This is a genomic window from Chryseobacterium sp. TQ-BC-N36 (genome assembly GCF_058382295.1).
Genome location: NZ_CM178175.1, coordinates 4,008,822 through 4,032,863, shown reverse-complemented (window position 1 = coordinate 4,032,863; position 24,042 = coordinate 4,008,822). Strand labels below are relative to the sequence as shown.

At 35.7% G+C, this 24,042-nt stretch carries 27 protein-coding genes; 21 read left to right on the top strand and 6 right to left on the bottom strand.

Annotated features, from left to right (window positions below; translation table 11 throughout):
• The 12 genes from AC3FI7_RS18095 (at window position 1) to AC3FI7_RS18040 (ending at window position 10,612) form a co-directional block, all read left to right on the top strand.
• The gene (locus AC3FI7_RS18095; RefSeq protein WP_291901778.1) at window positions 1-402 is read left to right on the top strand and encodes a sugar 3,4-ketoisomerase; all 402 of its coding nucleotides are present in this window, start codon (window positions 1-3) and stop codon (window positions 400-402) included.
• Entirely contained in the window at window positions 399-860 is a 462-nt protein-coding gene (locus AC3FI7_RS18090; RefSeq protein WP_142725265.1) for an acyltransferase, read from the top strand. The genes AC3FI7_RS18095 and AC3FI7_RS18090 overlap by 4 nt, the downstream gene beginning before the upstream one ends.
• Window positions 853-1,959 (top strand): DegT/DnrJ/EryC1/StrS family aminotransferase, encoded by a 1,107-nt coding sequence (locus tag AC3FI7_RS18085; RefSeq protein WP_142725264.1) that lies wholly within the window; start codon window positions 853-855, stop codon window positions 1,957-1,959. Before AC3FI7_RS18090 ends, AC3FI7_RS18085 begins: the two co-directional genes overlap by 8 nt.
• Entirely contained in the window at window positions 1,956-2,930 is a 975-nt protein-coding gene (locus tag AC3FI7_RS18080) for a hypothetical protein (RefSeq protein ID WP_343660244.1), read from the top strand. Before AC3FI7_RS18085 ends, AC3FI7_RS18080 begins: the two co-directional genes overlap by 4 nt.
• A gap of 88 nt (window positions 2,931-3,018) precedes the next feature.
• Window positions 3,019-3,939, top strand: a complete 921-nt coding sequence (locus tag AC3FI7_RS18075; RefSeq protein ID WP_491460635.1) for a glycosyltransferase — start codon at window positions 3,019-3,021, stop codon at window positions 3,937-3,939.
• Between the two features lie 19 nt (window positions 3,940-3,958).
• Window positions 3,959-5,083: a glycosyltransferase WbsX family protein gene (locus AC3FI7_RS18070; protein WP_142725261.1), complete on the top strand. Its 1,125-nt coding sequence runs from the start codon at window positions 3,959-3,961 to the stop codon at window positions 5,081-5,083.
• Window positions 5,076-5,921: a glycosyltransferase family 2 protein gene (locus tag AC3FI7_RS18065; RefSeq protein WP_343660248.1), complete on the top strand. Its 846-nt coding sequence runs from the start codon at window positions 5,076-5,078 to the stop codon at window positions 5,919-5,921. Before AC3FI7_RS18070 ends, AC3FI7_RS18065 begins: the two co-directional genes overlap by 8 nt.
• Before the next feature lie 60 nt (window positions 5,922-5,981).
• The gene (locus AC3FI7_RS18060) at window positions 5,982-6,650 is read left to right on the top strand and encodes an NAD-dependent epimerase/dehydratase family protein (RefSeq protein WP_142725259.1); all 669 of its coding nucleotides are present in this window, start codon (window positions 5,982-5,984) and stop codon (window positions 6,648-6,650) included.
• Between the two features lie 182 nt (window positions 6,651-6,832).
• Entirely contained in the window at window positions 6,833-7,699 is an 867-nt protein-coding gene (locus tag AC3FI7_RS18055) for a glycosyltransferase family 2 protein (RefSeq protein WP_142725258.1), read from the top strand.
• A 124-nt stretch (window positions 7,700-7,823) separates the two neighbouring features.
• A complete protein-coding gene (locus AC3FI7_RS18050; RefSeq protein ID WP_142725257.1) occupies window positions 7,824-8,651 on the top strand; it encodes a glycosyltransferase in 828 nt (275 codons plus the stop codon).
• 15 nt (window positions 8,652-8,666) lie between these two features.
• The gene (locus tag AC3FI7_RS18045; RefSeq protein ID WP_491460634.1) at window positions 8,667-9,665 is read left to right on the top strand and encodes an acyltransferase family protein; all 999 of its coding nucleotides are present in this window, start codon (window positions 8,667-8,669) and stop codon (window positions 9,663-9,665) included.
• An 8-nt stretch (window positions 9,666-9,673) separates the two neighbouring features.
• Window positions 9,674-10,612: a glycosyltransferase family 2 protein gene (locus AC3FI7_RS18040; RefSeq protein ID WP_142725255.1), complete on the top strand. Its 939-nt coding sequence runs from the start codon at window positions 9,674-9,676 to the stop codon at window positions 10,610-10,612.
• Between the two features lie 34 nt (window positions 10,613-10,646).
• Here the strand turns inward: AC3FI7_RS18040 and AC3FI7_RS18035 are convergent, their stop codons facing one another.
• Window positions 10,647-11,681, bottom strand: coding sequence for an acyltransferase family protein (locus AC3FI7_RS18035; protein ID WP_491460633.1), 1,035 nt, complete (start codon window positions 11,679-11,681; stop codon window positions 10,647-10,649).
• A gap of 167 nt (window positions 11,682-11,848) precedes the next feature.
• On the opposite strand from AC3FI7_RS18035, the gene AC3FI7_RS18030 reads away from it, so the two are divergent.
• From AC3FI7_RS18030 to AC3FI7_RS18020, 3 genes are read left to right on the top strand one after another with little or no spacing between them, the layout of a single operon-like run.
• On the top strand, window positions 11,849-12,391 hold the full coding sequence (locus AC3FI7_RS18030; RefSeq protein WP_142725253.1) for an acyltransferase: 543 nt from the start codon (window positions 11,849-11,851) through the stop codon (window positions 12,389-12,391).
• Window positions 12,391-13,230, top strand: a complete 840-nt coding sequence (locus AC3FI7_RS18025) for a glycosyltransferase family 2 protein (protein WP_343660257.1) — start codon at window positions 12,391-12,393, stop codon at window positions 13,228-13,230. Before AC3FI7_RS18030 ends, AC3FI7_RS18025 begins: the two co-directional genes overlap by 1 nt.
• Complete coding sequence (locus AC3FI7_RS18020; protein WP_172617100.1) at window positions 13,230-14,384, top strand: glycosyltransferase; 1,155 nt, start codon at window positions 13,230-13,232, stop codon at window positions 14,382-14,384. The genes AC3FI7_RS18025 and AC3FI7_RS18020 overlap by 1 nt, the downstream gene beginning before the upstream one ends.
• A 1-nt stretch (window position 14,385) precedes the next feature.
• On the opposite strand, the gene AC3FI7_RS18015 is transcribed toward AC3FI7_RS18020, so the two are convergent.
• From AC3FI7_RS18015 to AC3FI7_RS18005, 3 genes are read right to left on the bottom strand one after another with little or no spacing between them, the layout of a single operon-like run.
• Entirely contained in the window at window positions 14,386-15,144 is a 759-nt protein-coding gene (locus AC3FI7_RS18015) for an SDR family NAD(P)-dependent oxidoreductase (protein ID WP_491460632.1), read from the bottom strand.
• On the bottom strand, window positions 15,144-15,377 hold the full coding sequence (locus tag AC3FI7_RS18010; protein ID WP_047422304.1) for a phosphopantetheine-binding protein: 234 nt from the start codon (window positions 15,375-15,377) through the stop codon (window positions 15,144-15,146). Before AC3FI7_RS18010 ends, AC3FI7_RS18015 begins: the two co-directional genes overlap by 1 nt.
• A gap of 26 nt (window positions 15,378-15,403) precedes the next feature.
• Window positions 15,404-16,375: a 3-oxoacyl-ACP synthase III family protein gene (locus AC3FI7_RS18005; protein WP_142725249.1), complete on the bottom strand. Its 972-nt coding sequence runs from the start codon at window positions 16,373-16,375 to the stop codon at window positions 15,404-15,406.
• A gap of 53 nt (window positions 16,376-16,428) precedes the next feature.
• On the opposite strand from AC3FI7_RS18005, the gene AC3FI7_RS18000 reads away from it, so the two are divergent.
• The 4 genes from AC3FI7_RS18000 (at window position 16,429) to AC3FI7_RS17985 (ending at window position 20,730) form a co-directional block, all read left to right on the top strand.
• Window positions 16,429-16,998, top strand: coding sequence for an acyltransferase (locus AC3FI7_RS18000; RefSeq protein WP_142725248.1), 570 nt, complete (start codon window positions 16,429-16,431; stop codon window positions 16,996-16,998).
• A 38-nt stretch (window positions 16,999-17,036) separates the two neighbouring features.
• Window positions 17,037-18,185: a glycosyltransferase gene (locus AC3FI7_RS17995; protein WP_491460631.1), complete on the top strand. Its 1,149-nt coding sequence runs from the start codon at window positions 17,037-17,039 to the stop codon at window positions 18,183-18,185.
• 12 nt (window positions 18,186-18,197) lie between these two features.
• Window positions 18,198-18,752, top strand: a complete 555-nt coding sequence (locus AC3FI7_RS17990; protein WP_142725246.1) for a serine O-acetyltransferase — start codon at window positions 18,198-18,200, stop codon at window positions 18,750-18,752.
• A 484-nt stretch (window positions 18,753-19,236) separates the two neighbouring features.
• Window positions 19,237-20,730: a phosphoethanolamine transferase gene (locus AC3FI7_RS17985; RefSeq protein WP_491460630.1), complete on the top strand. Its 1,494-nt coding sequence runs from the start codon at window positions 19,237-19,239 to the stop codon at window positions 20,728-20,730.
• Here AC3FI7_RS17985 and AC3FI7_RS17980 read toward each other — a convergent pair whose 3' ends face one another.
• Together AC3FI7_RS17980 and AC3FI7_RS17975 are read right to left on the bottom strand one after the other, a co-directional pair.
• Window positions 20,731-21,342 (bottom strand): DUF2306 domain-containing protein, encoded by a 612-nt coding sequence (locus tag AC3FI7_RS17980; protein WP_142725244.1) that lies wholly within the window; start codon window positions 21,340-21,342, stop codon window positions 20,731-20,733.
• A 135-nt stretch (window positions 21,343-21,477) separates the two neighbouring features.
• Window positions 21,478-22,602 (bottom strand): helix-turn-helix domain-containing protein, encoded by a 1,125-nt coding sequence (locus tag AC3FI7_RS17975; protein ID WP_491460629.1) that lies wholly within the window; start codon window positions 22,600-22,602, stop codon window positions 21,478-21,480.
• Window positions 22,603-22,989: 387 nt separating this feature from the next.
• Here AC3FI7_RS17975 and AC3FI7_RS17970 point away from each other — a divergent pair, with 387 nt between their 5' ends.
• Together AC3FI7_RS17970 and AC3FI7_RS17965 are read left to right on the top strand one after the other, a co-directional pair.
• Entirely contained in the window at window positions 22,990-23,658 is a 669-nt protein-coding gene (locus AC3FI7_RS17970; RefSeq protein WP_142725242.1) for a carbonic anhydrase, read from the top strand.
• Between the two features lie 21 nt (window positions 23,659-23,679).
• A complete protein-coding gene (locus AC3FI7_RS17965; protein WP_047427346.1) occupies window positions 23,680-23,979 on the top strand; it encodes a hypothetical protein in 300 nt (99 codons plus the stop codon).
• Window positions 23,980-24,042: the final 63 nt, after the last annotated feature.

Here is a 24,042-nt window from a genome sequence, read left to right as displayed (position 1 = left end):
ATGGACAGTCCTCATATTATAAACTTTTCGAAAATAGGATCTCAGGATTTGGGATATATTACCGTTGCCGAAACTCAAAAAAATGTCCCTTTTGAAATCAAAAGAGTATACTGGACTTACTACACCCCTCAGGATGTCATCCGAGGCGGCCATGCCCATAAAGAACTTCAGCAAATCATATTCGCAGTTTCCGGAAGTATTGAGTTTAATACTTTAGACCTGGAAGGGAATGAAGAAACTTTCATTTTAGACTCACCTTCAAAAGGACTTTATATTCCGAAACTCATATGGAGAGATATAAAATTCAGCCACAGTGCAGTATTGCTGTGTCTTGCTTCAGAATTATATAATGAAAAGGATTATTTCAGGGATTTTGATGAATTTAAAAATTATAAAAAATGATACATCCTTTAGCTGACGTACAATCTCAGAATATAGGTGAAGGCACTACTATATGGCAGTTTTGTGTAATATTAAAAAATGCAACTATTGGTAAAAATTGCAATATCAACTGCCAGGTGTTGATTGAAAGTGGAGCTGTAATCGGTAATAACGTAACGGTAAAACCCGGAGTACAGATCTGGGATGGGGTTACAGTTGAAGATGATGTTTTTATCGGCCCGAATGTTACTTTTACAAATGATTTGTTTCCGAAGTCAAAAAATAAGGATTTTAAATTAATAAAAACTTTAATAAAAAAGGGAGCTTCTATTGGGGCAAATACCACAGTATTAGCAGGGGTAACGATAGGAGAAAACGCTCTTGTCGGGGCAGGAAGTGTCGTTACAAAGGATATCCCTAAAGATGAAATATGGGTAGGAAACCCTGCAAAATTTTTAAAGAAAAACAACAATGATTAAATTCCTAGATTTACAAAAAGTAAACCTCTCTCACCAGCAGGAGATTGAGGATGCTATATTACAGACTTTCCGTTCTGGATGGTATTTATTAGGTGATAAAGTAAAGACTTTTGAAAAACAGCTCTCTGCTTATTGTAATGTCCCTCACGCAATTGGAGTTGCCAATGGCCTTGATGCCTTAAGACTGATTTTCAGAGCCTATATTGAACTGGGAATCATGAAAGAAGGAGACGAGGTTTTGGTTCCGGCCAATACCTATATAGCCTCTATTCTTGCTATTACAGATAACAGATTAGTGCCCGTTTTAATAGAACCTGACATCAAAACTTATAATATTGATGTCACCCGGTTAGAAGAAAAAATATCCTCCAAAACCAAAGCTATTTTTTTGGTTCATTTATATGGAAGTATTGTTTTTTCAGATGAAATTAAAACGCTTGCTGAAAGATATAATTTAAAAATAGTCGAAGATAATGCCCAGGCTATTGGTGCTGTCTGGAAGAATAAAAAATCCGGAAGTTTGGGTGATGCTGCAGGATTCAGCTTCTATCCTGGAAAAAATTTAGGGGCATTAGGTGATGCCGGCGCCGTTTGCTGTAAAGAAGAAACGCTTGCAGAATGTATCAGAGCTTTAGCCAACTATGGTTCTCAGAAGAAATATGTGAATCAATATCAGGGATATAATTCTCGTTTAGACGAAATTCAGGCAGCTGTACTTTCTGTAAAATTTAAATATCTGGATAAGGAGAACAGCAGAAGAAAAGAAATTGCTGACCGTTATCTTACAGAAATAATAAATCCCGAAATAATACTTCCACAGCATAAAATTGAAGAAAACAGTCATGTTTATCATCTGTTTGTAGTCAGAACAGAGAATAGGGATCATCTGCAAAAATATCTTGAAGAAAATGGGATACAAACTTTAATTCACTACCCTATTCCTCCTCATCATCAGGTAGCGTATGCACATCTGAAGGAATTGCAGCTGCCCATTACAGAGAAAATTCATAATGAAGTATTGAGTTTACCAATTTCTCCGGTAATGAATGACAATGAAGTAACAAAGATCATCGAAACTTTAAATTCTTACAGCTCATGATACTCAATATAATTTTTTCTTATAATCGTGCAGTTCAGCTGGATTATCTTATTCAGTCTATTTTGGAACGTTTTAAAACTGATTCCAAAGTGGTCATTCTTTATCATACCACAGGAGCTCACAAAGATGGCTACGAACTTTTAAAAAGGAAGTATGAAGACAAAGGCATTTCCTTTGTTGAAAGAAAACCTGTATTTTTTGATTCTTCCTACATTAAAGCCTTAAATTCTAAAAAGGACTGGAAGTTTTTTAAAGAAAAAAATTTATTCAATAAAAAGAGTGACAATTTTAAAGGACTCCTTCAAAAAATAATCCGTGAAAGCGATTGTGAATTTGTTATGTTCAATACAGATGATGGTGTTTTTTATGAAGATGTAAATATTCCTGAAGAAGTTTTTACTATTATCAGAAACAATCCGGAAAATGCATCTTATAGGATGTATGTTGGAGAAAATCTCGAAGGACATCCAAGCTATGTAGAGAAGAAAGATGGATATTATCAATGGGATTATTATTCTGACACTGAATTCCATCACTGGACATTTCCATTTTCTGTTGATGCAACAGTTTACCATTCCAAAGGACTTTTAAAACATCTTGAAAAGATGGTATATCATAACCCGGTCACATTAGAAGAAAACGGATATCATTATATCACCAGAAAAAAATTGTTCCGCATTGGTTTAAGTCCAATACATTCACAGCTGGTAGCAACAAAATTAAACAGGGTATCCGTTGACAGCTTAAATCCAACAATACATATCAAACCAGAATTTTTGAACGAAAAATTCTTAGATGGGTATACATTAGAATTGGTTATTCCTGAGTTTATCGACAACGCCAATATTGTTCCATCTGAAATTTATTTGGTAAAGGGAGATAAAAAAGAGTTAATTTATTCTTTAGATGACCAAGGGAAAAAAGTTCAGAGTTTATTAGGTATTGAAGGTGCAAAAGAGCAATTAGAGTAAAATTAACACCATGGAAAAACTTTTCAATTGAATTTTTCTGTCCAACATTTAGAACTTAATAGCTTATTAATAACTCCAAACAAAAAATATGTCTGAATTACCATTGGTATCGATATTATGTCTAAGTTATAATCAATCACGGTTTGTAATTGAATCTTTAGAAAGTTTCAAATCTCAGAGCTACAGCAATATTGAGATCCTGATTTGTGACGATTGTTCTAAAGACAATTCTGTAGAAGTTATCAATAATTGGATTAAAAATAATCCTCAGCTGGATATCCAGTTTATTCCTCATTCTCAGAATAAAGGAATCTGTAAGTCATTGAATGAACTGCTGAATATATCAAAAGGTAAATATATAATTACCATAGCTCTTGATGACCTTATGGAGCCGGATAAAATAGAAAGGCACGTAGCTATTCTTGAAAATTCATCTCCTAATGAAGCTTTAGTATTTTCAAATGCTCATATAATAGATGATCATTCTGTACGTTTTCAAAATACGTTCATCCCTTACTTTCACAGGTATCTGAACATTGAATCAGGAAACTTTTATAAAACATTGCTTAATGATAATTTCATTCCCGCAATGTCATGTGTCACGAAATCCTCCCTGGTCAAAGAGATTGGAGGCTGGGATGAGACCTTAACTTTTGAAGATTATGATATGTGGTTGAGATTGAGTCAGAAATATGACTTTATCTATGATGAGTACAAATCCTGCAGCTACAGGATGCATGCTACCAACTCTCATAAAAAGAAAAACTTTTTAGATGTATCCTTTTTTGATATTTACCTGAAACACAAAGAGCAGCCCGAAATGAAAAAGAAAATCCTAAAACTTATTCATGAGGCCTATAAAGAAAACAGACTGACTGAAAACCATAAAAAATACCTTAGAGAACTTGATAATAAAACACTTACCGAGAAGTTAATCCTGAAGAATGTAGGAAAGTTTACCTTTAACACTCTTCATTATCTTCAAAAAGTGTATCATAAAAGTTGGTAATATTATTCTTAAATCAATTATGAAAAAAATAAAGCCCTTAGCATTCTACCTCCCTCAATACCACCCTGTCCCCGAAAATGATGAGTGGTGGGGAAAAGGATTTACAGAATGGACCAATGTAGGAAAAGCTAAACCTTTGTTTGAAGGTCACGAACAGCCTATATATCCTGCAGATCTGGGATATTATGACCTACGGGTTCCCGAAGTAAGGGAACAGCAGGCTGAGATGGCAAAAGACTATGGCGTGCATGGTTTTATCTATTATCATTACTGGTTTGGTAGTGGAAAACAACTATTAGAGCGTGTAGCCAACGATGTCCTAAAGTCGGGGAAACCGGATTTCCCTTTTTGCTTCTGCTGGGCCAATGAAACATGGTCCGGAATATGGCATGGGTTGTCAGAAAAAATCCTGGCAAAACAGACTTATCCTGATGAGCAGGACTTAATAGCTCATTTCGAGTACCTTCTTCCTTTCTTCAAAGATAAAAGGTATATCAAAGTGGACAATAAACCTCTTTTCATCATCTATGACCCCAATCATTTGAATGACGGAGATCCCCATTATATCTCAAAATTCAGAGAACTCGCCAAAAAAAACGGATTTGATGATTTATATGTCATGGCTTCCAATAAACTTCGTGATGATCTTGATTTTCAATCGATGGGATATGACAGTAAAATTTCCAATGCTTTTCAGAAAGCCTGGGTTCCTCATATTGATAAAAAAGAATATATCTCTCATTCTCAATATTATAAAAACAGAATAAAAGGATTAATCGGGATTAAGAAAAAAGAACAGCCTAAAGTCAGAATTCAGGATGCACAGGCAGTTGTGAATGACTTACAATTTGAAGAAAGTAACGTTCCTACCTATCCATGCATTCTGCCCAACTGGGACAATACCCCAAGAAGCGGCTACAGAGGAATCATACTGGCCAACAATTCACCGGAACTCTTCGAAGTGCAGGTAGAAAAAGCAGTACAATATCTTGATGACAAAACAGACTACCCGGAACAGTTTTTAATTGTTAAATCCTGGAACGAATGGGCAGAAGGCAATATCCTGGAACCAGATAGAAAAAATGGTTTCGGATATTTAAATGCACTAAAAAAAATTCTGAATAAACATAGCCGAAATGAGTAAATTCAGTGTACTTATTGCTAACTATAATAATGGCCATTTTTTTGCAGAATGCTACAAAAGTTTAGTTGCCCAGACCGAAACAGACTGGGAAGCTGTAATTCTGGATGATGGCTCTACAGACAATTCCCTGGAAGTCATCAAAAAAATAACAGATGGTGACCATCGTGTTAAAATCAATCAGAATGATCAAAACAGAGGAATCGGATATACGAAAAGAAGGTTAATAGATCTTGCTGAAGCAGAAATTTGCGGCTTTTTGGATCCTGATGATGCCCTGGCTCCTCATGCTCTGGCAACTGTTTTAAAGACACATTCGGAATATCTTGAAGCTGGTTTGGTGTATTCCAATTTTGTACGATGTGATGAACACCTTACTCCGGTGTCTGTTCACAAGGCAAAACAAATCACAGAACTGGATCAGTCCTATTATAATTTCAACGCAGAGATATCACATTTCGTTACTTTTAAAAAGCAGATTTACAAGAAAACATCAGGCATTGATCCTTTCCTGAAAATTGCTGAAGATAAAGACTGGTACATGAAAATGTGCGAAACAGCACCCGTCAGGTATATTGACGAGGATTTATATTTATACAGAATCCACGATACTGGCATTTCTACAACAAAAAATGCGGAAAAGGCATTATTTTGGCACTGGGTAGCACTTATCAAAATGGCAGAAAGACGAAACATCAGTGTCGAAGATCTTTTTCTTCAAAGCTATGTCCCAAAAAATAAATATGACCACGCCCTCAGCAAACTGAACCATGTGAAAAATTCAAGATGGGCAAAACTGGGTAATACACTTGGTCTTTTTAAAATATTTAAAAAGCTTTAGTCCTTTTGATGTACTTAAAAAAATTAAAATTAACATCTTTAACTAGATAAAAAAGCACCTATGATTATTGGCAATGGAATTCTGGCAAATGCCGTAAGATTTTACGATAAAGAAGATGTTATTTTTTTTGCGTCAGGGGTTTCCAATTCGCTGGAAAAAGATCCTTTTCAATTTGAAAGGGAAATATCCCTTCTAAAATCGGTGATCAGCCAATTTCCAGATAAAAAACTGATTTATTTCTCCACATGCAGTATTTACGATCCCAGTAAGACAGACAGTCCTTATGTAATACATAAACTTGCCATTGAAAAAATAATTGCAGAGCAGTGCCCCAACTTTATTATTTTCAGGGTAGGAAATGCTGTAGGCCGTGGAGGAAATCCCAATACTCTCATCAATTTTCTGAAAAATTCAATCGTGTCTGAAAATAAACTGACGATCCACAGCAATGCAAGAAGAATCCTGATCGGAACAGATGATATTGCCTCATTTGTAGGAAAATACATCAATGATTTTAATAATGAGATTATTAATCTTGCGTACCCCTATCAGTATTCATTGCCAGAGATTCTGTCCCAGCTTGAAGATCATCTTGGCAAAAAGGCAGATTATGAAAGTATAAATGAAGGTTCTTTCTACAACATAGAATTCAACAGACTTACAGAAGATTTTTTTACAGAACTGTCACCTGATGAATATTTAAAAAAACTTTACTTATCCTATTTATAAATCATCTTACAGCCAGATACAACAGATGCTGAAGCCTTTTACTCCGGTATAGGAAAATAATTTTGTAACTTCGAACGGAAAACTTCAGCAATCGTAAGCATAGCAGAAATATTTTATAAAGCTGTACCTTATTATCAAGTGAAGCATAAAAACACATTAAACCCATTGAATAAAAAATGAAAATGAATCCCAAAGTATCCGTAATTGTCCCCTGCTATAAACAGGCTCAGTTTTTAGATGAATGTCTGCAATCCGTACTGGATCAAACCTATGAAAACTGGGAATGTATCATTGTCAATGACGGGTCTCCTGATAACACTGATGAAGTTGCCGATAAATGGGTAAAAAAAGACAACCGCTTCAAATATCTTTACAAAGAAAACGGCGGTTTATCCTCTGCAAGAAATGCGGCTCTGGAAGTCGTTACAGGGGATTATATTCAGTTTTTAGATTCTGACGACCTGATCCATCGTGAAAAATTCTCAAAAAGCCTTTCCGGAGATAAAGAATATCCATTGGTTGTAAGTCAGTATACGATCTATAGAAACCAGGCTCATCTTCCGGGATATAAAGATGTTGAGCAGAGCTTCCTGACATTTGACGGAATTGTATACGGTTGGGATCTGAAATTCTCCATCCCCATCCATTGTGCCTTGATTCATAAAAAACTTCTTGAAGGTTTTCTTTTTGACACCACCCTTACCAGTTGTGAAGATTGGGTAATGTGGATCTATATCACCAAAGACAATCCTGATGCATTATTGGTCAATGAACCCCTCGCTCATTACAGAAAAGATGTTAATGACAATATGTCTGCTGACCCGCTTAAAATTATGAAGCAACGTCTTAAAATCTTACCAACATTGAAAAAACTCTATGGAGAAGAGGTTCATGACAAGCTTGCTTATCATATTATAGAAGTCCGTACTACCCAGCTTATCCAGCAAAGAAAAGAATTCCAGAAAATGATTCCTCTGGCAGTAGTCTCAAGATATCTTTCATTTAAGAAATTTTACTACAAACTTTTCAGAAAAAAGGTAAACGGTTAAACTCCCGGTTTCAATGCATATCGGAAAGCTAAATTCCATAAAAACTACACAAGTAAGCGGTTACTGCATAAAATATGAGCAGAACCCTTTATAAAATGATATAACTTTTAATAAATTTATTTAGATGAGTCAGTTTGTACACGTGATAATGACAAGATTCAATGTTCCTACAAAAGGCTGGAATGAAACACGCTCCGGATTTAAACCTCTGACAGAAGAATGGCTGGATGACCGGTTCAAATTATTCAGAACCTATGTACTTCCTTCTTATAAAAACCAGACCAACCAAAACTATGTCTGGCTTACCTTTTTCGATAGTAATACATCTGATAAGTTTAGAAAAATCATCAAAGAAATTGAAGCAGAATATCCTGTATTCAGAGCCGTTTTTGTAGAGGATTTTGATGTGATGAAAATGAAAGCGGTAGAAATAATTCCACAGTTCTTCACTGCTGATACAAAATTTGTAATTACCAGTGAACTGGATAATGATGATATGCTTCATCAGGACTATATAAAAACCGTACAGGAACACTTCAAACCCATTCATGACCTTGTCATCGATTTAAGAAGAGGTTACCAGCTTACCATGTTTCCTAACCGAAAGGCAGTTGTAAATGTCTACAATGAGGCGGTCAACCCTTTTGTAAGCTTAGCAGAAAGTGTAGACCATTTCAAAACCATGCTTAAGGAAAGAGCTCATAACAGCTACCGTCATTATCCGGATTTTTCCGTGGAGGATAGCAAGGAAATGTACATCCAGATCATTCATCAGTACAATCTGATGAATATTACCTTTAAGCATAAAGCAATTCCTGAGGTCGACTTTTCAGAATACGGAATGACTGAAAATACGCGATTTACAATAGATCGTTTCAGAACTCTTAAGCATAATCTTGCCAGAGTACCTTTTGTAATGGGACTTATCCTGAAGAAGATTTTTAAAAGATAAGGCTCATTCTTAGTTATGAAGCTTAATAACCTCCAGATATTAAGAGGGATTTCAGCATTATTGGTCTGCTGCTTTCACTTTCGTGAAACGATCAATTTACCGGGGCTGAATCTTGGCGATATTCTTTTTAAAAAAGGAAGTATCGGTGTTCCCGTTTTCTTTATTATCAGCGGATTTATTATGGCTTTTACTACCCAGAAGATCAATTTCAGTAAAGATTCATTTCAGCAGATCACTCTCTTTTATAAAAGAAGGATAATCAGGATTGTTCCGCTGTATTATCTTCTGACGCTCGTTGCGATGATACCCGGCGGAGGTTTCTTATTATATTTTTACGGACAGGGTCTTCATGAGCTTGTTCATTCTTTATTATTTCTACCGACCCAAAAAGAATTCCCTGTACTTTTTCTGGGCTGGTCATTAAATTTTGAAATGTTCTTTTATCTTATATTCGGGCTTTCATTACTTTTTAAAGAGAAAAGATATTATTTCATCACAACCTTTTTCATCCTGACAACTCTCTTAGGATATTTTATTCATTTTGAAAATCCTTATCTCCGAATGGTAACCCATTCCCTGAATCTTTATTTTGTGGTAGGAATTCTTTTTTCACTTTTACTGAACAGATTTACAATTCCAAGAAATTGGGCGGCAATTTGTGCTGTGATAGGAATCATATCATTTATCCTGGTCTTGCTTAGCATTATCCCAGTAGATAATGACTGGATAAAGCTGGCAATTATATCCCTGTTTGTCTTTTCTTTTTTAACTTTTGACTATGTATTCCATTGGAAAGGAAACAAGTTTTTAGTATTTCTGGGGGATATTTCCTATTCTTTATATTTGTCCCATCCTTTTGTAGAACTTATATTTAAGAGGTTTAAAGTTGAAGGTTATCTTAATATTCCTCTTTTTCTTCTTAAAATTATGATAGCTGTTACAGTAGCTTCGCTGCTGTATTATATTGTAGAGAAAAGGGTAACTCAGTATTTAAAAATTAAATTAAAAGCATAATTGATAAAATGAAAATTTCAGTAATCATTCCGGTCTATAACGCCGAAAAATATATTACTCAGGCTGTAGAATCAGCCCTTCAGTTTGAAGATGTATATGAAGTAATATTGGTGGAGGACCAATCTCCGGACAATGCGTTGCAGGTATGCCAGGAGCTTTCTGTACAGTATGATAGGGTAAAGCTTTATCAGCATCCTGATAAGGGGAATCATGGTGCAGGAGCAACCAGAAATTTAGGGATTGAAAAAGCAGAAGGAGATTTTATTGCTTTCCTTGATGCTGATGATTACTATCTTCCAAACCGCTTTGATGCGGAGAAAGAATTGTTTATCAATAAAGATGTTGATGGAGTTTATGGAGCTATAGGTGTCCATTATTATTCTCAAAAGGCAAAAGAGCAGTATTATAAAGTTTTCGGTGACCGCCTGACTACAGTTTATAAAAAGCATCCTCCTAAAGATGTCTTTCCGGGACAGCTTAATATGATAGGAACTTTTGGACTTTTTAGTATTGATGCTTTGACGGTCCGTAAAAGTTCTTTACAGAATATGGAATATTTCTTTAAGACTCATTTAAAGCTTCATCAGGACACAGAATTTTTATTCAGACTTTCTTACTACCTGAATCTGTATCCTGGAATTCTCGATAAAGCAGTGGCTGTAAGAGGGGTTCATGAGAACAACAGAATTACAAAAGTAGATTCCAGACAAATAAAACCGGCTTCTACACGCGTTGTACTGTGGAAAGAAGTCAACCACTGGGCAGAGAATGAAAATACCATTCCCGAAGATATTAAGCTCCATATCAAAAGGGTATACAGAAGTTTTCAGATTGCCAACGCTCCATTCCTGAAAAAATGGGGAATGATTACAAAGTATTTTTTTACGGATTATAAAAGCATACGATCAGGGCTGTATAATATTAATTTCAGAAATGACCTGTTTTAAACTAAGTTCTTAGTTGGTAATAATTCCTTAATTTTCAATGTTTTGCAAAATGAATCTTTCTTAAAAGATTCCGCATCGGCTTTTCAATGAGCTGATAAAAAACTGCGGAGCTGAGCAGCATAACGATAATGTAAATCACAAATACCATATCAATTCCGAATGTGTATTGCTGCGATTTTATCAATTCCCTTACCAGATAAAGGACAGGAATATGAGTGATGTATATACCATAGCTTATTTCCCCCAGATACTCCAGCGGTTTCAGTGAAAAAAATCTGGTAATCCAACCGTTATTGGCAGAAATCATAAGAATAGCCGGAACAAAAAGTAAGGCCATAAGACCGTTGTGATAGAAAAGAGGAACAAACATCAAAGACACAAGAATCAATAAAAATACGACAATAACTTGGCGGTCATAATTTTTCTGTCTGTAATTTTTTACAAAAAATATCCCTGCAAGATTACCGATAAGAAATTCATTAAGATGCCAGAAAGGAAAATAGTAAAGAAACTCATGGCTTTTCGTATGAGGACCTTCATAAGCCCCATATACAGGATAAAGATTAGAAAACACCTGAGTAATCAGCCATAGACCAATGGCAAACACCCAGATCATTTTATTTTTCTTTGCATACAAATAATTATATAAAAACGGAAAAAGCAGATAGAAGAAGAACTCTACGGAAATCGACCATCCCGGAAAATTCAGGATCATGGCTTCACCTGGTATCCAGCTCTGAATACCCAATGCATATAAAATCAGCTTATACCAGTCAAACATTTCATATCTGGTGATAAAATACAGCAGAAGCCCTAACATATAAAGCGGATAGATCCTGGCAAACCTGTTTTTATAAAATTCAAGGTAATCAATTTTATCTTTCTTATGATAGGCAATGATCATGATAAATCCTGAAAGAATAAAAAAGTAGCTTACTCCCACATTAGCCCTCAGAAAAAGATTGGAAATATAATCTATTTTATATAAAAACAGACCTTTATTGAAATGGGAAATGACAATTGCCATCGCAGCAACAAACCGGGTAAATGTAATCTGACTTATTTTCACAGAACTGCACAATGCTATACTTTATCAAAACATTGCGACCTCAATGCCGAAGGCTGTTTTTATTTGAGATAAAGTATTAATTTTAAGGCACAAAAATAAGATTTATTCTTATAATTATATAAAACAAATTATATTTGTAAGCTACAAATGTGAAAATAAATCCAGGTATGCTATATGAAATTTTAGCAAAAATTCAACGGAAAAGCCAGATTTCTCGTCTCAAAAAACACCCTAATGTTTCTTTTAAAGGGATTAAGCTTGGGACCAGTAATCATTTTGTTCTGCATGAAAGCTTAAAGAAAATTACAATCGGGAATTCTGTGAGTTTCAGAAATTATGTGCACATTCTGGTACAGCAAAATGCGACTTTAGAAATCGGGAATCATTTTTTCATGAATAACTTCTGTTCTATCAATTGTCTTGACCGTATTTCAATAGGTGACAATACACTTTTCGGGGAAAATGTAAAGCTGTATGACCACAATCATGCTTATCATACCCATCCGGAATTTAAGCTGTTCTCCTCCGAATTTACCACAGCCCCGATCAGAATAGGGAGTAATTGCTGGCTTGGAAGCAATGTGACCGTTTTAAAAGGTGTTACCATCGGAGATAACTGTATTATCGGAGCAGGATGTACCATTTACAAAGACATTCCTCCTAACACCACCGTAATCAATCGTCAAGATTTAATATTCAAGGAACAATAATGAAGTTTTCGATCCTTATTGCACACTACAACAACGCTATTTTCTTCAAAGACTGTTTTGAAAGTATACTTCAGCAAACCTATACAGACTGGGAAGCTATTATTTTAGATGATGCCTCTTCTGAAAGCGAGAAGAAAATGATACAGGAAATGATTTCAAATGACAAAAGATTTAAATTTTTTGAAAATGAAATAAATTCCGGTGTAGGAGTTACAAAAAGCAAGCTGATTGAACTGGCAGATGGAGATATCTGCGGGTTTCTGGATCCTGATGATGCCATTGCCCCTACTGCTATTCAAAAATGTATGGAAGTATTTCAGGCTAAAAAAAATACAGTTCTTACCTATTCAAGGTTTATGACTTGTGATCAGAACCTGAAGCCAATTTCACCATTCAGGTCTGCTATGCAGGTTCCAAATGATGATCCTTATTTTTTCAATTTCCCAATTCAGATTGCTCATTTTGTGACCTTCAGAAAAGCTGTTTATGAACAGACAGAAAAAATGAATCCCAATTTAAAAATAGGGGAAGATCAGGATCTGTATCTTAAAATGTATGAAAAAGGAAAAGTTCATTTCATTGATGATACCAATTATTTTTACAGAACACATCAGGGAGGAATCTCCCAGAATGACAATAAAAAGAAATCCCACGAGTATTTTGCCCAGGTGATTTTCAATACGATGAAACGAAGAGGACTTACAAGGATCAATGGTCAAAAAGTTCCTGAACAGTATACAAGTGCCGATGAAATATTCGGGCTGCTGCAATATCAACACCAGCTTCCTTTCCGCATCAAGAAAAAAATAAAAATTACGTTACAATCAATCTTCGGATAATGTTAGATAAAAAAATAAAAATTCTGTTCAGGCATCGCTCTATGGAAATGGGAGGTGTGGAGAAAGTTCTGCTGGGACTTCTCAACAACCTTGATCCTGACAAATTTGAGATGACAGTATGTCTGACCCTCAACCAGGGGAAATTGCGTGATGAGTTTCCGAAACATATCAGAAAAGTATATCTTACCGATGGGAAAGAAGATTTTTCCGGCAATTCTCTTTTACAGAAGTTCCAGCTTGTTAAAAGAAGACTGAAGCTAAGAAAACTGAAAAATAATCCTGCCATTGCAGACCGCCTGATCAATGATACTTTTGATATAGAAATCGGTATGGATTACAGGGATTATGATGCTATTCTTAATTCCACCAATAAGAATTCAAAAAAAATAGGATGGTTTCATTCCGAAATTAATGTTCCTAAATTTCAGCCGTTGGTTCCGGATATTTTAAAGAGCTTTCCTCAGTTTGATTATATGGTATATTGCTCTCACAAGATAAAAGATATGATGCATCAGCATTACCCGGATCTCAGGTATCCAGAAGAAAATGTTATCATCAATCCTATTCCTATTGAAGAGATTAAGCGTAAAGCAGAAGAAAAACTGGAGAACTTTCCTGAAGGACCGGTTTTTGTCTCGATAGGAAGACTACATTCGAGAAAAGGATATCATAAACTTATTGAAGCCCATACAAGACTTATCAATGACGGATTCCATCATACTATTATTGTTATAGGTGACGGGGGTGAAATGAAAAATCTTAAGGAACAGACAGCCGCCAATAATGTGGAAAAGACATTTATTCTGGCCGGTAATCAGATGAACCCTTATCCTTATATCAAAAAAGCGGATTATTTTGTTCTTTCGTCAGAATCTGAAGCATGGCCACTGGTAATTGCAGAAGCATTAATTCTTCAGAAACCTATTATTGCGACCAATGTGGGAGATGTAGGACTGATGATCAAAGACAGAGAAACAGGATACCTCATCAGCTACGATACAGATGAAATGTATAATGGATTGAAAGCATTCCTTACAGATCCTGCTTTAGTTCTTCATATCAGAGAAAATCTCAGGAATATTGAAAGTCAGTTTGACAATAAGAAAATATTCGACAGCGTGGAAAATATGATAGAAACACTGCACAAAAAATAAGTTACTGTGCAGAATATCCTCCGTCGATCACCAGGTTGGTACCCGTGACCCATCTTGATGCATCAGACAGCAGAAAAATACAGGCATTCGCTACATCTTTAGGTTCACCTATTCCCAGCGGATGCTTTTTTATAATTTCTGACGAAGCTTCTTCACCAATATCCTCAAACATCTTTTCTAAAATCGGGGTATTGACCATCGCAGGGCTTATGCTGTTGACACGGATATTACTTCTTGAAAGTTCCACCGCTAAGGAGCGCGCTCCCGAGATTACCGCTCCTTTACTGGCAGAATAAGCCGCTTTTCCAGCCTCTCCTACCATCCCTGCAACAGAAGATATAAATACAAAACTGGAGGTTTCGTCTTTATATTTTTTTAAAGATAAAATTTTAGCAATCTCAAGTCCTGCAATGACATTCACAGCAAATATATCCTGATACAGCTTAGGATTATGCTTCTTTAGCGGTAATGTTTTTTCGATACCGGCACAGTGGATAAAGCCTGATATCTTCCCTAGAGCAGCTACCTTATCTGCAATGACTGCTTCAAGATCCTCAGAATGAGTTATATCTTCGGTGATTGTCTCCACTTTAGTTTCAGGGTGCAGCATAGAAACGGTTTTCATCAGTTCTTCCTGATTTCTTCCTACAAGAATCAGATCAGCGCCGCTTTTGCTGCATTCTACAGAACAGCTTCTCCCGATTCCGGAAGAAGCGCCTGTAATGAGAATAATTTTATTTTTTAATGAGAAAGCATCCATTAATCTTCAAAATTTTCTTTCCCTATAACATCCATTAAATCTGATACGGTTTCAATATCTTTAAAATGCTTGGTATCAATTTTCTTGCTGAAATTTTCGTCTACAAATGCAATAACAGAAAGTAAGCTGATAGAATCATAGCTTTCCAGAGATTTTAAATTCGTTTCAGTAGTTAATGTTTCATCTTCTTCTAATTCCTCTTGTAGTTTTTCTAAAAAAACGGATGTTTTCATATTTTATAATTTTAAATGTTTGTTTTTTACATTTCCATAATGGTAGCACCCCATGAGTACCCTACTCCGAATCCTGCCATTAAAACTTTATCCCCTTCTTTCAGTATTCCCTTATCCATCATATTTTTAAGTGCAATAGGAATCGTTGCAGAAACGGTATTGCCGGTTTTTTCCATATCAATATAGAACTTTTCCGCCGGTATTTTCGTTTTCTTTCTTAAATAATTCAACATAAAAGAATTGGCCTGATGAAAAACAAAATGGTCAATATCATCCATGGTCATTCCATTCACTTCCAGGGTTTCTTTTACCAGACCGGGAATATTTTCAATCGTAAAATTAAAGATTTCAGGGCCATTCATATAAATATTTTCAGGACTGAATTCATGTTCAGGATTCAGTTCAAAATCCTTTTTAAAAGCACCTTTCTTAACGATAAGGTTTTCTGCACCACTTCCGTCTGTTCCCAGGCAGAACTGATAATCGTTACCTTCCGCTTTTTCAATAATAGCAGAGGCAGAGGCATCGCCGAATATACTTCGGTTTCCTTTATCATCAGGATGGATATGTTTGGTATATGTTTCTGAAGTAACCAAGAGAACACTTTTTGCAATTCCTGAAGAAATCAATCCCTTCGCGAAAGCAAGTCCGTAAACAAATCCTGAACAGCCAAGATTAAAATCTATGGCTCCGATATTTTTTCTAAGTCCCAGTCTATCCTGCAAAATACAGGCCGTTGTAGGCAGAAAATACTCCGGACTTTGAGTGCAGAACAAAATAAAATCTACTTTGTTTCTGTCATAGCTTTCGAAAATTTTTTCCGAAGATTGTACGGCCATATCCAGTACAGTTTCATTGTCAGAAGAAATGTGACGTTGGGAAATGCCTACTTTCTCCTGGATACGGTCGGAACTCCATTCGGGAAACAACTTTTCAAGATCGTTGTTAGTTAGCACCTGCTGAGGCAGATAATATTCTATTTTTGAAATTTTCATCATATTAATAAATTCTCTTTCTTTGCAAAAATAACGAAAACAAATTTACACTTGTGATGATTTTTATATTCAGAATCCTATTAAAAGTAGACGCTCTCTATCACTCTTTTTTGAATAGGGCCAGTCTTGAAGTGGCTAAATATAGAGGGATGAAGGTAGGTAAGAACTTCAACATGCCTGACAAAGTGTATTTCGGAACAGAACCTTACCTTATCGAAATTGGTGACCATGTGAATATTGCAGGAGATGTGCGGTTTGTAAACCACGGGGGAACCACTACCCTGCTAAGAAGACTTCCGGGATATGAAGATGCCAGAATTCTAGGGAGAATAAAGATCGGCAATAACTGTACTATTGGGCTCAACTGTGTAATCATGCAGGATGTGCAGATTGGAAACAACTGTATTTTAGGGGCTAATTCTGTATTGTCACAATCTATGCCAGACAATACGGTCTTTATAGGAAACCCGGCACAGTTTCTCTGCACCATTGAAGATTATGGTGATATTGTCCTTAAAAACAACCCTGAATATCCACGTGAACTGGAAAAAGACAGAAAAAAACTGGATGCCTATATCAAAGAAAATCTTCCCCACAAGTATAAAAAAGCAAGAAAAATTAAATAAATTTAATCTTGTAAATCCATAAAAAAGAAAAAAACAAATTGAAAAAGAAAAAACTCCTCATTCGTATAGGTTCATTACGTCACGGTGGTGCTGAGAAAGTACTGATCAACTTTCTGAAAAATCTTCCGCCTGATAAATATGAGGTCGACCTTTTACTCAATCTCTACTCCGGAATATACATTAAAGAGGTTCCGTCATGGGTGACGCTGTACTATCTGACAAAAGGAGAAATGATAACGACCAACAGACCGCAGGATATTCCTGTGAAAGCCTACAGGGTTCTTTATCAGAAAATGTTTCTTTGGTTCCCTTTCCTTCTTTATAAATTTGTTTTAAAGAATAAAAAATATGATGTAGAGATTGCTGCCATCCATGCCATGCATCAGGAAATTCTTTCCAGCCCTCAAAAAGATTCAAAAAAGATCATTTGGGTGCAGAATGATATTTTCAATTTAAAAGAATATACCCCTGAAGTGATCAGACAGTTTTTTAAGTTTGACAGAATACTGGTTATTTCCAATAAACTGCAGGAAGGCATGTATCAACTCGCTAAAAACGAGACTGAAAAAGCATCTGTGATTAAGATTTTTAATCCGATCGACAAAGATGATACTTTAAGAAAGGCAGATGTCGAAATTAATGATTATCCTTTCAGCAGTGATCTTCCCACTTTTGTAACGGTAGGCACTGTATATCCTCAGAAAGGCTATGACAGGCTGTTGAATGTTCACAAAAAACTGATTGATGAAGGACTGAAACATCAGCTTCTGATCATTGGTGACGGATATGATTTCAATAACATTCAGGACCAGCTCCATACACTCGGACTTCAGGATACTGCAAAAATGCTTGGCTTCAGCAGCAATCCATATCCTTATATGAAAAAAGCTGATTTCTACATCATGTCTTCAAGACATGAAGGATTCCCCACGATCATAGCCGAAGCTCTTATCCTCAATAAGCCTATTTCTGCAACCGATATTTCCGGCATCAGGGATCTTCTGCAGGATGGAAAACTGGGCAATATCACCCCGAATTCAGAAGAAGGAATATATGAAGGAATGAAAAAGTTCCTTACCGATAAAACGTTACCCGAAGAATATAAAAAGCAGATCTCACAAACTGAGCTTCCTTTTGTTTTGGAAAAATCTGTAGAGCACCTCCAGAAAATCATTGATGAAATATAAAACCTTTTTACAATGGCCGATTATTCAATCATTCAAAAAGACTTTTACCGGGAAAGCGGAAAATGGCTTTCAACCATCCAGATATGGAAAAAATGCATCAACCCCAATCTTCATTTTATCTATATCCTGAGGAAAGCCCAGAAATACCAGAAAACACCCGTTCTGAATATCTTATGGAGAATTATACTGAGACATTATCAGATCAAATACGGATTTCAGATTTATCCTGAAACTCAGATTGGAGAGGGATTTTATTTAGGCCATTATGGAAGTCTTGTTATTAATCCGAAAACGGTTATTGGTAAAAACTGTAATATTGCCCATGGAGTTACCATTGGCCAGCAGAACCGTGGAAAAAATGAAGGCTCACCTGTTATTGGTGATGAGGTCTGGATAGGCACCAATGCCGTCATTGTAGGAGGTATTTCTATTGGCAATAATGTATTGATTGTTCCTAATGCCTATGTCAACTTTGATGTTCCTTCCAATTCTGTTGTCATAGGAAATCCGGCAAAAATTGTTCCTACGTCCAATGCCACCAGAGATTATATCAACCGTAAAGTATAGTAATTCCACCAGTTATAGTAAAAATTCTACTTGCAACTATTAGTATTTTCGTGTACATTTGTAAAAGAGGTATTGTTTGATGATGTAAAAAACAACATATTCATCCCGTTTTAAAACCCGCATGAATTGATTCATCAATATCACTCGTTCAGAAAAATCACTTAATATTAAAAACACAACCCCGACTTATTATTAATTAAAAATAATTTTTGATGAAAAAATACAGCCCCATTATTCCCATTCCCTATCTGTATAATCAATCTTAAGGTTATCTTTTCCCATAACCGGAAATAATAAAAGCAATAACATCCGATCTTTCAAAAGGTTCTTTATAAGCTTATATCATCTCTGCTGCATTTGAAATGGATAATCTGATACAATATTTTTGCAGAATACATGATGCGCAGCAGGATGTCATCCTGAAAACTCTTAAGAAAGATGATTAAAAATTTATCTTAACAGCAAAGAAAACATATATACAGCCATGTTCAAAAAAACAGTTCCTATTCTTCTTATTATAATATACCTTACCGGTTTTCTAATCTCTTTTCCCTATATCTATGACAATTTGTTCGGTGCAGAAAAATGGGAAAGTATCAGGAATATCTTTGAATACGGAATTATGTTTTGTTCATTCCTTGTATTCAATGCTTTGTTGCTCAAAAACAAATATACGTCTGTAATTGCTGTTATCCTCTGCTTATTATTGAGTGTTAACTTTCTGATATCAGCATCCTGCTTTTTCATTTACCATTCAGGATTTAATGTGGGAATGGCTATAAGTATTCTGGAATCAAACATGAATGAGGCCATGAGTATGTCTTATATGTTTATTCTGCCAGGCATTCTTTTCTTTGTATTTTTGGGACTACTGCTGTTTTCCGTCAATTATCTGAAAAAAAATGCAGTTGCATTCAATACTAAGTTTGTAATCATTGCCTTATTATGGCTTCTCATGCCGTTTACCTTTTATCTTAAACATCGGTATGTAAGCAATAAAGGAGGCGGAAAGATGATCAAAAGCGTATATTATCATTTATCTGACTTCACTACAGCACTGAAAATTCAGGAAGACATCAACACCATTAAAAAGAATATCCCGGTTTTCAATATCAAAAAAATACAGCCTGGTATAGAAAATGTGATCCTTATCATCGGAGAATCAGAAAGAAAGCAAAACATGTCATTATATGGCTATGCAAAGAAAACCACTCCTTATACAGATCAGCAGGCAGAAAATATGATGATTTTTGACCATGCCGTCTCTCCAGCCGGAATCACCAATCTGAGTGTCCCACTGATGCTGTCCAGCATTCATCCGGATGAATTCAGATATCGTTATGATAAACTGTCCTATAATATCATCAATATGGCCAATCAAAGTGGTTACAATTCTTTCTGGCTCAGCACACAGGCGAGTGCAAGAGGTATCACCGCTATAGCTTCCATGTCTAAGAATAAAAAATGGGTAAACGGCTATGACGAAGTAATTGTCCCTGAGCTGAAGAAAGTCATTCAGAAGAAGGAGGATAAATTTATTGTACTTCATATTATGGGAAGCCACCCTAATCCATGCAACAGGCTCCCTCCCAATTGGAATTCCGGAGACCTGAATTGCTATGACAGCTCCATCAAGTACACCGATTATGTTTTCAAAAATATTTTCAGCACCCTGAAAAACACCAATTCAGTGGTTATTTATGCTTCAGATCACGGCCTTAAAATTCAGGGGGATAAGCTACTGCACATAGACTCCAAAGAATCTACCCAGGTTCCGTTTTTTGTTTGGTTCGGGGATAAAGTACCTGCACCTTACAGAATTACAGGACACGAAGTAAGGCAGACCCAAACTACCTATATCTATCCGCTGATCATGAAATATATGGGGCTTGAGCCTCCTCAGCATTATAAAAATGAAGAGAACAAATATTTAAACTTAGAAATGAAGAGTATGGAGTATGGCAAACTGCCAGAATAATTAAGCCTCAGGCAGATGCTGATTTCTGTTAATCCAATAGGCCAACAGCACATTGGGAACCCAGCAGAGCCATGCCACAGCAATATAAGAATTAACAGGATCCTGTGTTATATTTTTAAGTAAAGGGTACCATATTCTCAGAGTTACAGCAGCGAAAGTACAGGCATAACTGTAAGTCATCAGCTGCTGATGCTGAATAATATTTCTCTTTCTAATCTTGACAATGGATACAAGCGTTGTGATAAGCCATGTCACTCCTAAACAAATGAATCCCGCGGCTGAAATCAGTCCTCCATTTGCATAAAAGCCCATATAAATTGCAGATATGGAGCTGATAACTACAGATATCATATAAAGATGTCCAATAATCCTATGTATTCTCAGGTGTTTAATCCTAAAAGAATTTCCAAACTGACGCCAGCCAATCAACAATGCGAGTCCACCGAAAGTAATATGTGCAAAAAATGCCGTTTTCCAGATATTGTCATGAAGAACTTCAGGGGATTTGGATCCCAAAAAAGTATGCTGATGTTCAACGAAAACATAAATAACAGGATATATTCCGATAAGCAATGCCAAAACACACATTATTACAAACAGTAATTTTTTCATATTCTCAATTTAAATTTCTGTAAAAATGAGAATTACAAAAGCTTCAGTTGTTCCAAAATGAAAGGTGGAACCTATTTGTAACTCATTAAAAATAAACCTCATGCAATAAAAGCCGTTAAAAATAACGGGATTCAGCTATTCTATTTGTATGTTCCGGCTTTTCAGAAATTCTCTTGGGGAGCAGTTCATATATTTTTTAAAATTCCTGTTAAATGAGGTTTTCGAATTAAAGCCACTCTCAAATGCCAATGAAAGAATGGTGAACTTTTCATTTTCAGGAAGCATAGCTATCCTTTTAAATTCTTCAATCCTCTGACGGTTAATATAATCATAAAAGTTTTTGTTCTCCATTGAATTAATAGTCTGGGACAGGATGTTTGGATGAATGTCCAGAAGTAATGCAATATGGTTCAGATTCAGTTCCGGGTCTTTATAAAGCTTTTCTTTTTCCATCTTATCTGTAAGTTTCTTATAAATGATCTTTATAGCATCCTCTCCGGGTGAACTTTTCTGATACTTCACCATTGCTTCATCAGCTTCTTTTTCATGTACAGTAAATTCCGCAGCTAAATCCAGAATCCCGACACGGCTGATTCCAAAATAAGCAGCTGCGATGATAAACAGGACTACGATGAAAAAAATAAGAATATCATTTCTAATCATTACAGCAACCCATATCAAGGCTATTCCGGTAATAAGATAATACAACCAGCTAAGGTTAATCTTCTCAGTATTGGAATATTGATCAGAAATTTCTTTCGTATATTTTCTAACCACAATAAGACTTAAAACAACATAGACTACTCCTGATAAAATCATCATATATTTGAGCAGTCGGCTGATCAACTCGTACTGTCTTCCTCCGCTCTGATAAACAGCAAGCCTCTCCCAGGGACTTAGCATCAACAGTTTCAGCAATAATAAACAGACTATTAAAACAGGAATAAAATGCAGCCACCACGTCTTTTTGTCCGGTCCTTTTCCTGTAACACACAGAACATACCAATACAACATTGGCCCATGAATAAAAGGAAAGATAACTTCGTATCCCAGAAAATAAGGAAACCTCACATAGTATTCTGAAAAAAGTAAAACAAATAAGATAAGATGTATTCCTATAATCAGGAACCACGCTGCCAATACATAATCAGCCATTCCCTTTTTACGTTTCCCGACAATCAGAAATGAAGAGAAACAGGCAATAAAAACTCCTGCCAGATAATATACCGATGGTAAAGATTGCAGACTAAAATCAGACATCAGGTTGATCAATTAATCAAAGCTTCAAGTTATTTATTTTTTTTGATACCTGTGAAGTCATTTTTATTAGCTATTTGACAGTGACAATTCCGACCCAATAAATAATTAAAAATATTTTAATCCACAAATCACAAATTTTGATTTATACTTCGTAATTTTATCCTAGTTTTTAAACGTTTGGATTACCAGATAGACTTCATTGGCTGTAATACGAAACATATCGGGATATCAGATATGATTTTAAGCATATTTTAATATTAAACTTTGTTAAAAGTGATTGATTCTTTAACAAAAATTATATTTTTGTATAATTATTGATTTAGTCTATTGAATTTGAAAATAATTTAAACGAAATAAATAATTATAAACTTCAAAAAATTTAGAATTATGTCACCATCGTACGAGGTTATTTTCGAAAACAACAAAAAATGGGTAGAGTCCAAAGTAGCTGAAGATCCGAATTTCTTCCATGAACTTGCAAAAACTCAGCATCCTGAATACCTCTACATCGGATGTTCAGACAGCAGAGCTACCGCAGAGGAACTGATGGGAGCAAAACCTGGAGAAGTCTTTGTCTACAGAAACATAGCCAATGTGGTCAATACTTTAGACATGAGTTCCACAGCGGTTATCCAATACGCTGTAGAGCATTTGAAAGTAAAACACATTATTGTTTGTGGTCATTACAATTGTGGCGGTGTAAAAGCAGCGATGACTCCTCAGGATCTAGGATTACTGAATCCATGGCTGAGAACCATCCGCGATGTTTACAGGCTGCATCAGGCTGAGCTGGATTCTATTGAGGACGAAAACAAACGTTATGACAGACTTGTAGAACTTAATGTTCAGGAGCAATGCATCAACGTGATTAAAATGGCCTGCGTACAGGAACGATACATTTTAGAAGAGTATCCTATTGTACACGGCTGGGTATTTGACCTCAGAACAGGTAAAATCATTGATCTTGAAATTGATTTTGAGAAAATCTTAAAAGACATCCAAAAGATCTACAATCTTACAAGTTCTGATTGGGTAATGAGCAGAAAGACCAAATAGTTTTTCTAAAAAGAATGTAAAATGAAATTCTGGAGTATTATTGTATTAACGTTTTTTCTGAATTTTACGGCGCTGCCAGGCATTGCTGCGGTAGCGGGCTGGGATATTGCAAGAACGAATATAATAATCAATGAAGAAGAACCACACTCTCACCCATCCTCATTTATTGTTTACGAAAAGACAATTCCGAAACCTTTGGATGTTTTCGATTATCTGAAGTTTTCCGAACCTGATGTTCAGGGTGTGTCTTTTGTTCTGATTGATGATTCTTTTCATCTTTCACCACTACTTACTATATTTTCTCCTCCTCCGGAAGCGTAACCCCTATAGTTAGATTTTTTTGATACTACTCCATATCATTTTTGATATCGGATACGCATGTAT

Coding starts and splice junctions, on each gene's coding strand:
- AC3FI7_RS18095 (WP_291901778.1), top strand. CDS start 1: ATGGACAGTCCTCATATTATAAACTTTTCGAAAATAGGATCTCAGGAT.
- AC3FI7_RS18090 (WP_142725265.1), top strand. CDS start 399: ATGATACATCCTTTAGCTGACGTACAATCTCAGAATATAGGTGAAGGC.
- AC3FI7_RS18085 (WP_142725264.1), top strand. CDS start 853: ATGATTAAATTCCTAGATTTACAAAAAGTAAACCTCTCTCACCAGCAG.
- AC3FI7_RS18080 (WP_343660244.1), top strand. CDS start 1,956: ATGATACTCAATATAATTTTTTCTTATAATCGTGCAGTTCAGCTGGAT.
- AC3FI7_RS18075 (WP_491460635.1), top strand. CDS start 3,019: ATGTCTGAATTACCATTGGTATCGATATTATGTCTAAGTTATAATCAA.
- AC3FI7_RS18070 (WP_142725261.1), top strand. CDS start 3,959: ATGAAAAAAATAAAGCCCTTAGCATTCTACCTCCCTCAATACCACCCT.
- AC3FI7_RS18065 (WP_343660248.1), top strand. CDS start 5,076: ATGAGTAAATTCAGTGTACTTATTGCTAACTATAATAATGGCCATTTT.
- AC3FI7_RS18060 (WP_142725259.1), top strand. CDS start 5,982: ATGATTATTGGCAATGGAATTCTGGCAAATGCCGTAAGATTTTACGAT.
- AC3FI7_RS18055 (WP_142725258.1), top strand. CDS start 6,833: ATGAATCCCAAAGTATCCGTAATTGTCCCCTGCTATAAACAGGCTCAG.
- AC3FI7_RS18050 (WP_142725257.1), top strand. CDS start 7,824: ATGAGTCAGTTTGTACACGTGATAATGACAAGATTCAATGTTCCTACA.
- AC3FI7_RS18045 (WP_491460634.1), top strand. CDS start 8,667: ATGAAGCTTAATAACCTCCAGATATTAAGAGGGATTTCAGCATTATTG.
- AC3FI7_RS18040 (WP_142725255.1), top strand. CDS start 9,674: ATGAAAATTTCAGTAATCATTCCGGTCTATAACGCCGAAAAATATATT.
- AC3FI7_RS18030 (WP_142725253.1), top strand. CDS start 11,849: ATGCTATATGAAATTTTAGCAAAAATTCAACGGAAAAGCCAGATTTCT.
- AC3FI7_RS18025 (WP_343660257.1), top strand. CDS start 12,391: ATGAAGTTTTCGATCCTTATTGCACACTACAACAACGCTATTTTCTTC.
- AC3FI7_RS18020 (WP_172617100.1), top strand. CDS start 13,230: ATGTTAGATAAAAAAATAAAAATTCTGTTCAGGCATCGCTCTATGGAA.
- AC3FI7_RS18015 (WP_491460632.1), bottom strand. CDS start 15,144: ATGGATGCTTTCTCATTAAAAAATAAAATTATTCTCATTACAGGCGCT.
- AC3FI7_RS18010 (WP_047422304.1), bottom strand. CDS start 15,377: ATGAAAACATCCGTTTTTTTAGAAAAACTACAAGAGGAATTAGAAGAA.
- AC3FI7_RS18005 (WP_142725249.1), bottom strand. CDS start 16,375: ATGATGAAAATTTCAAAAATAGAATATTATCTGCCTCAGCAGGTGCTA.
- AC3FI7_RS18000 (WP_142725248.1), top strand. CDS start 16,429: ATGATTTTTATATTCAGAATCCTATTAAAAGTAGACGCTCTCTATCAC.
- AC3FI7_RS17990 (WP_142725246.1), top strand. CDS start 18,198: ATGGCCGATTATTCAATCATTCAAAAAGACTTTTACCGGGAAAGCGGA.
- AC3FI7_RS17985 (WP_491460630.1), top strand. CDS start 19,237: ATGTTCAAAAAAACAGTTCCTATTCTTCTTATTATAATATACCTTACC.
- AC3FI7_RS17980 (WP_142725244.1), bottom strand. CDS start 21,342: ATGAAAAAATTACTGTTTGTAATAATGTGTGTTTTGGCATTGCTTATC.
- AC3FI7_RS17975 (WP_491460629.1), bottom strand. CDS start 22,602: ATGTCTGATTTTAGTCTGCAATCTTTACCATCGGTATATTATCTGGCA.
- AC3FI7_RS17970 (WP_142725242.1), top strand. CDS start 22,990: ATGTCACCATCGTACGAGGTTATTTTCGAAAACAACAAAAAATGGGTA.
- AC3FI7_RS17965 (WP_047427346.1), top strand. CDS start 23,680: ATGAAATTCTGGAGTATTATTGTATTAACGTTTTTTCTGAATTTTACG.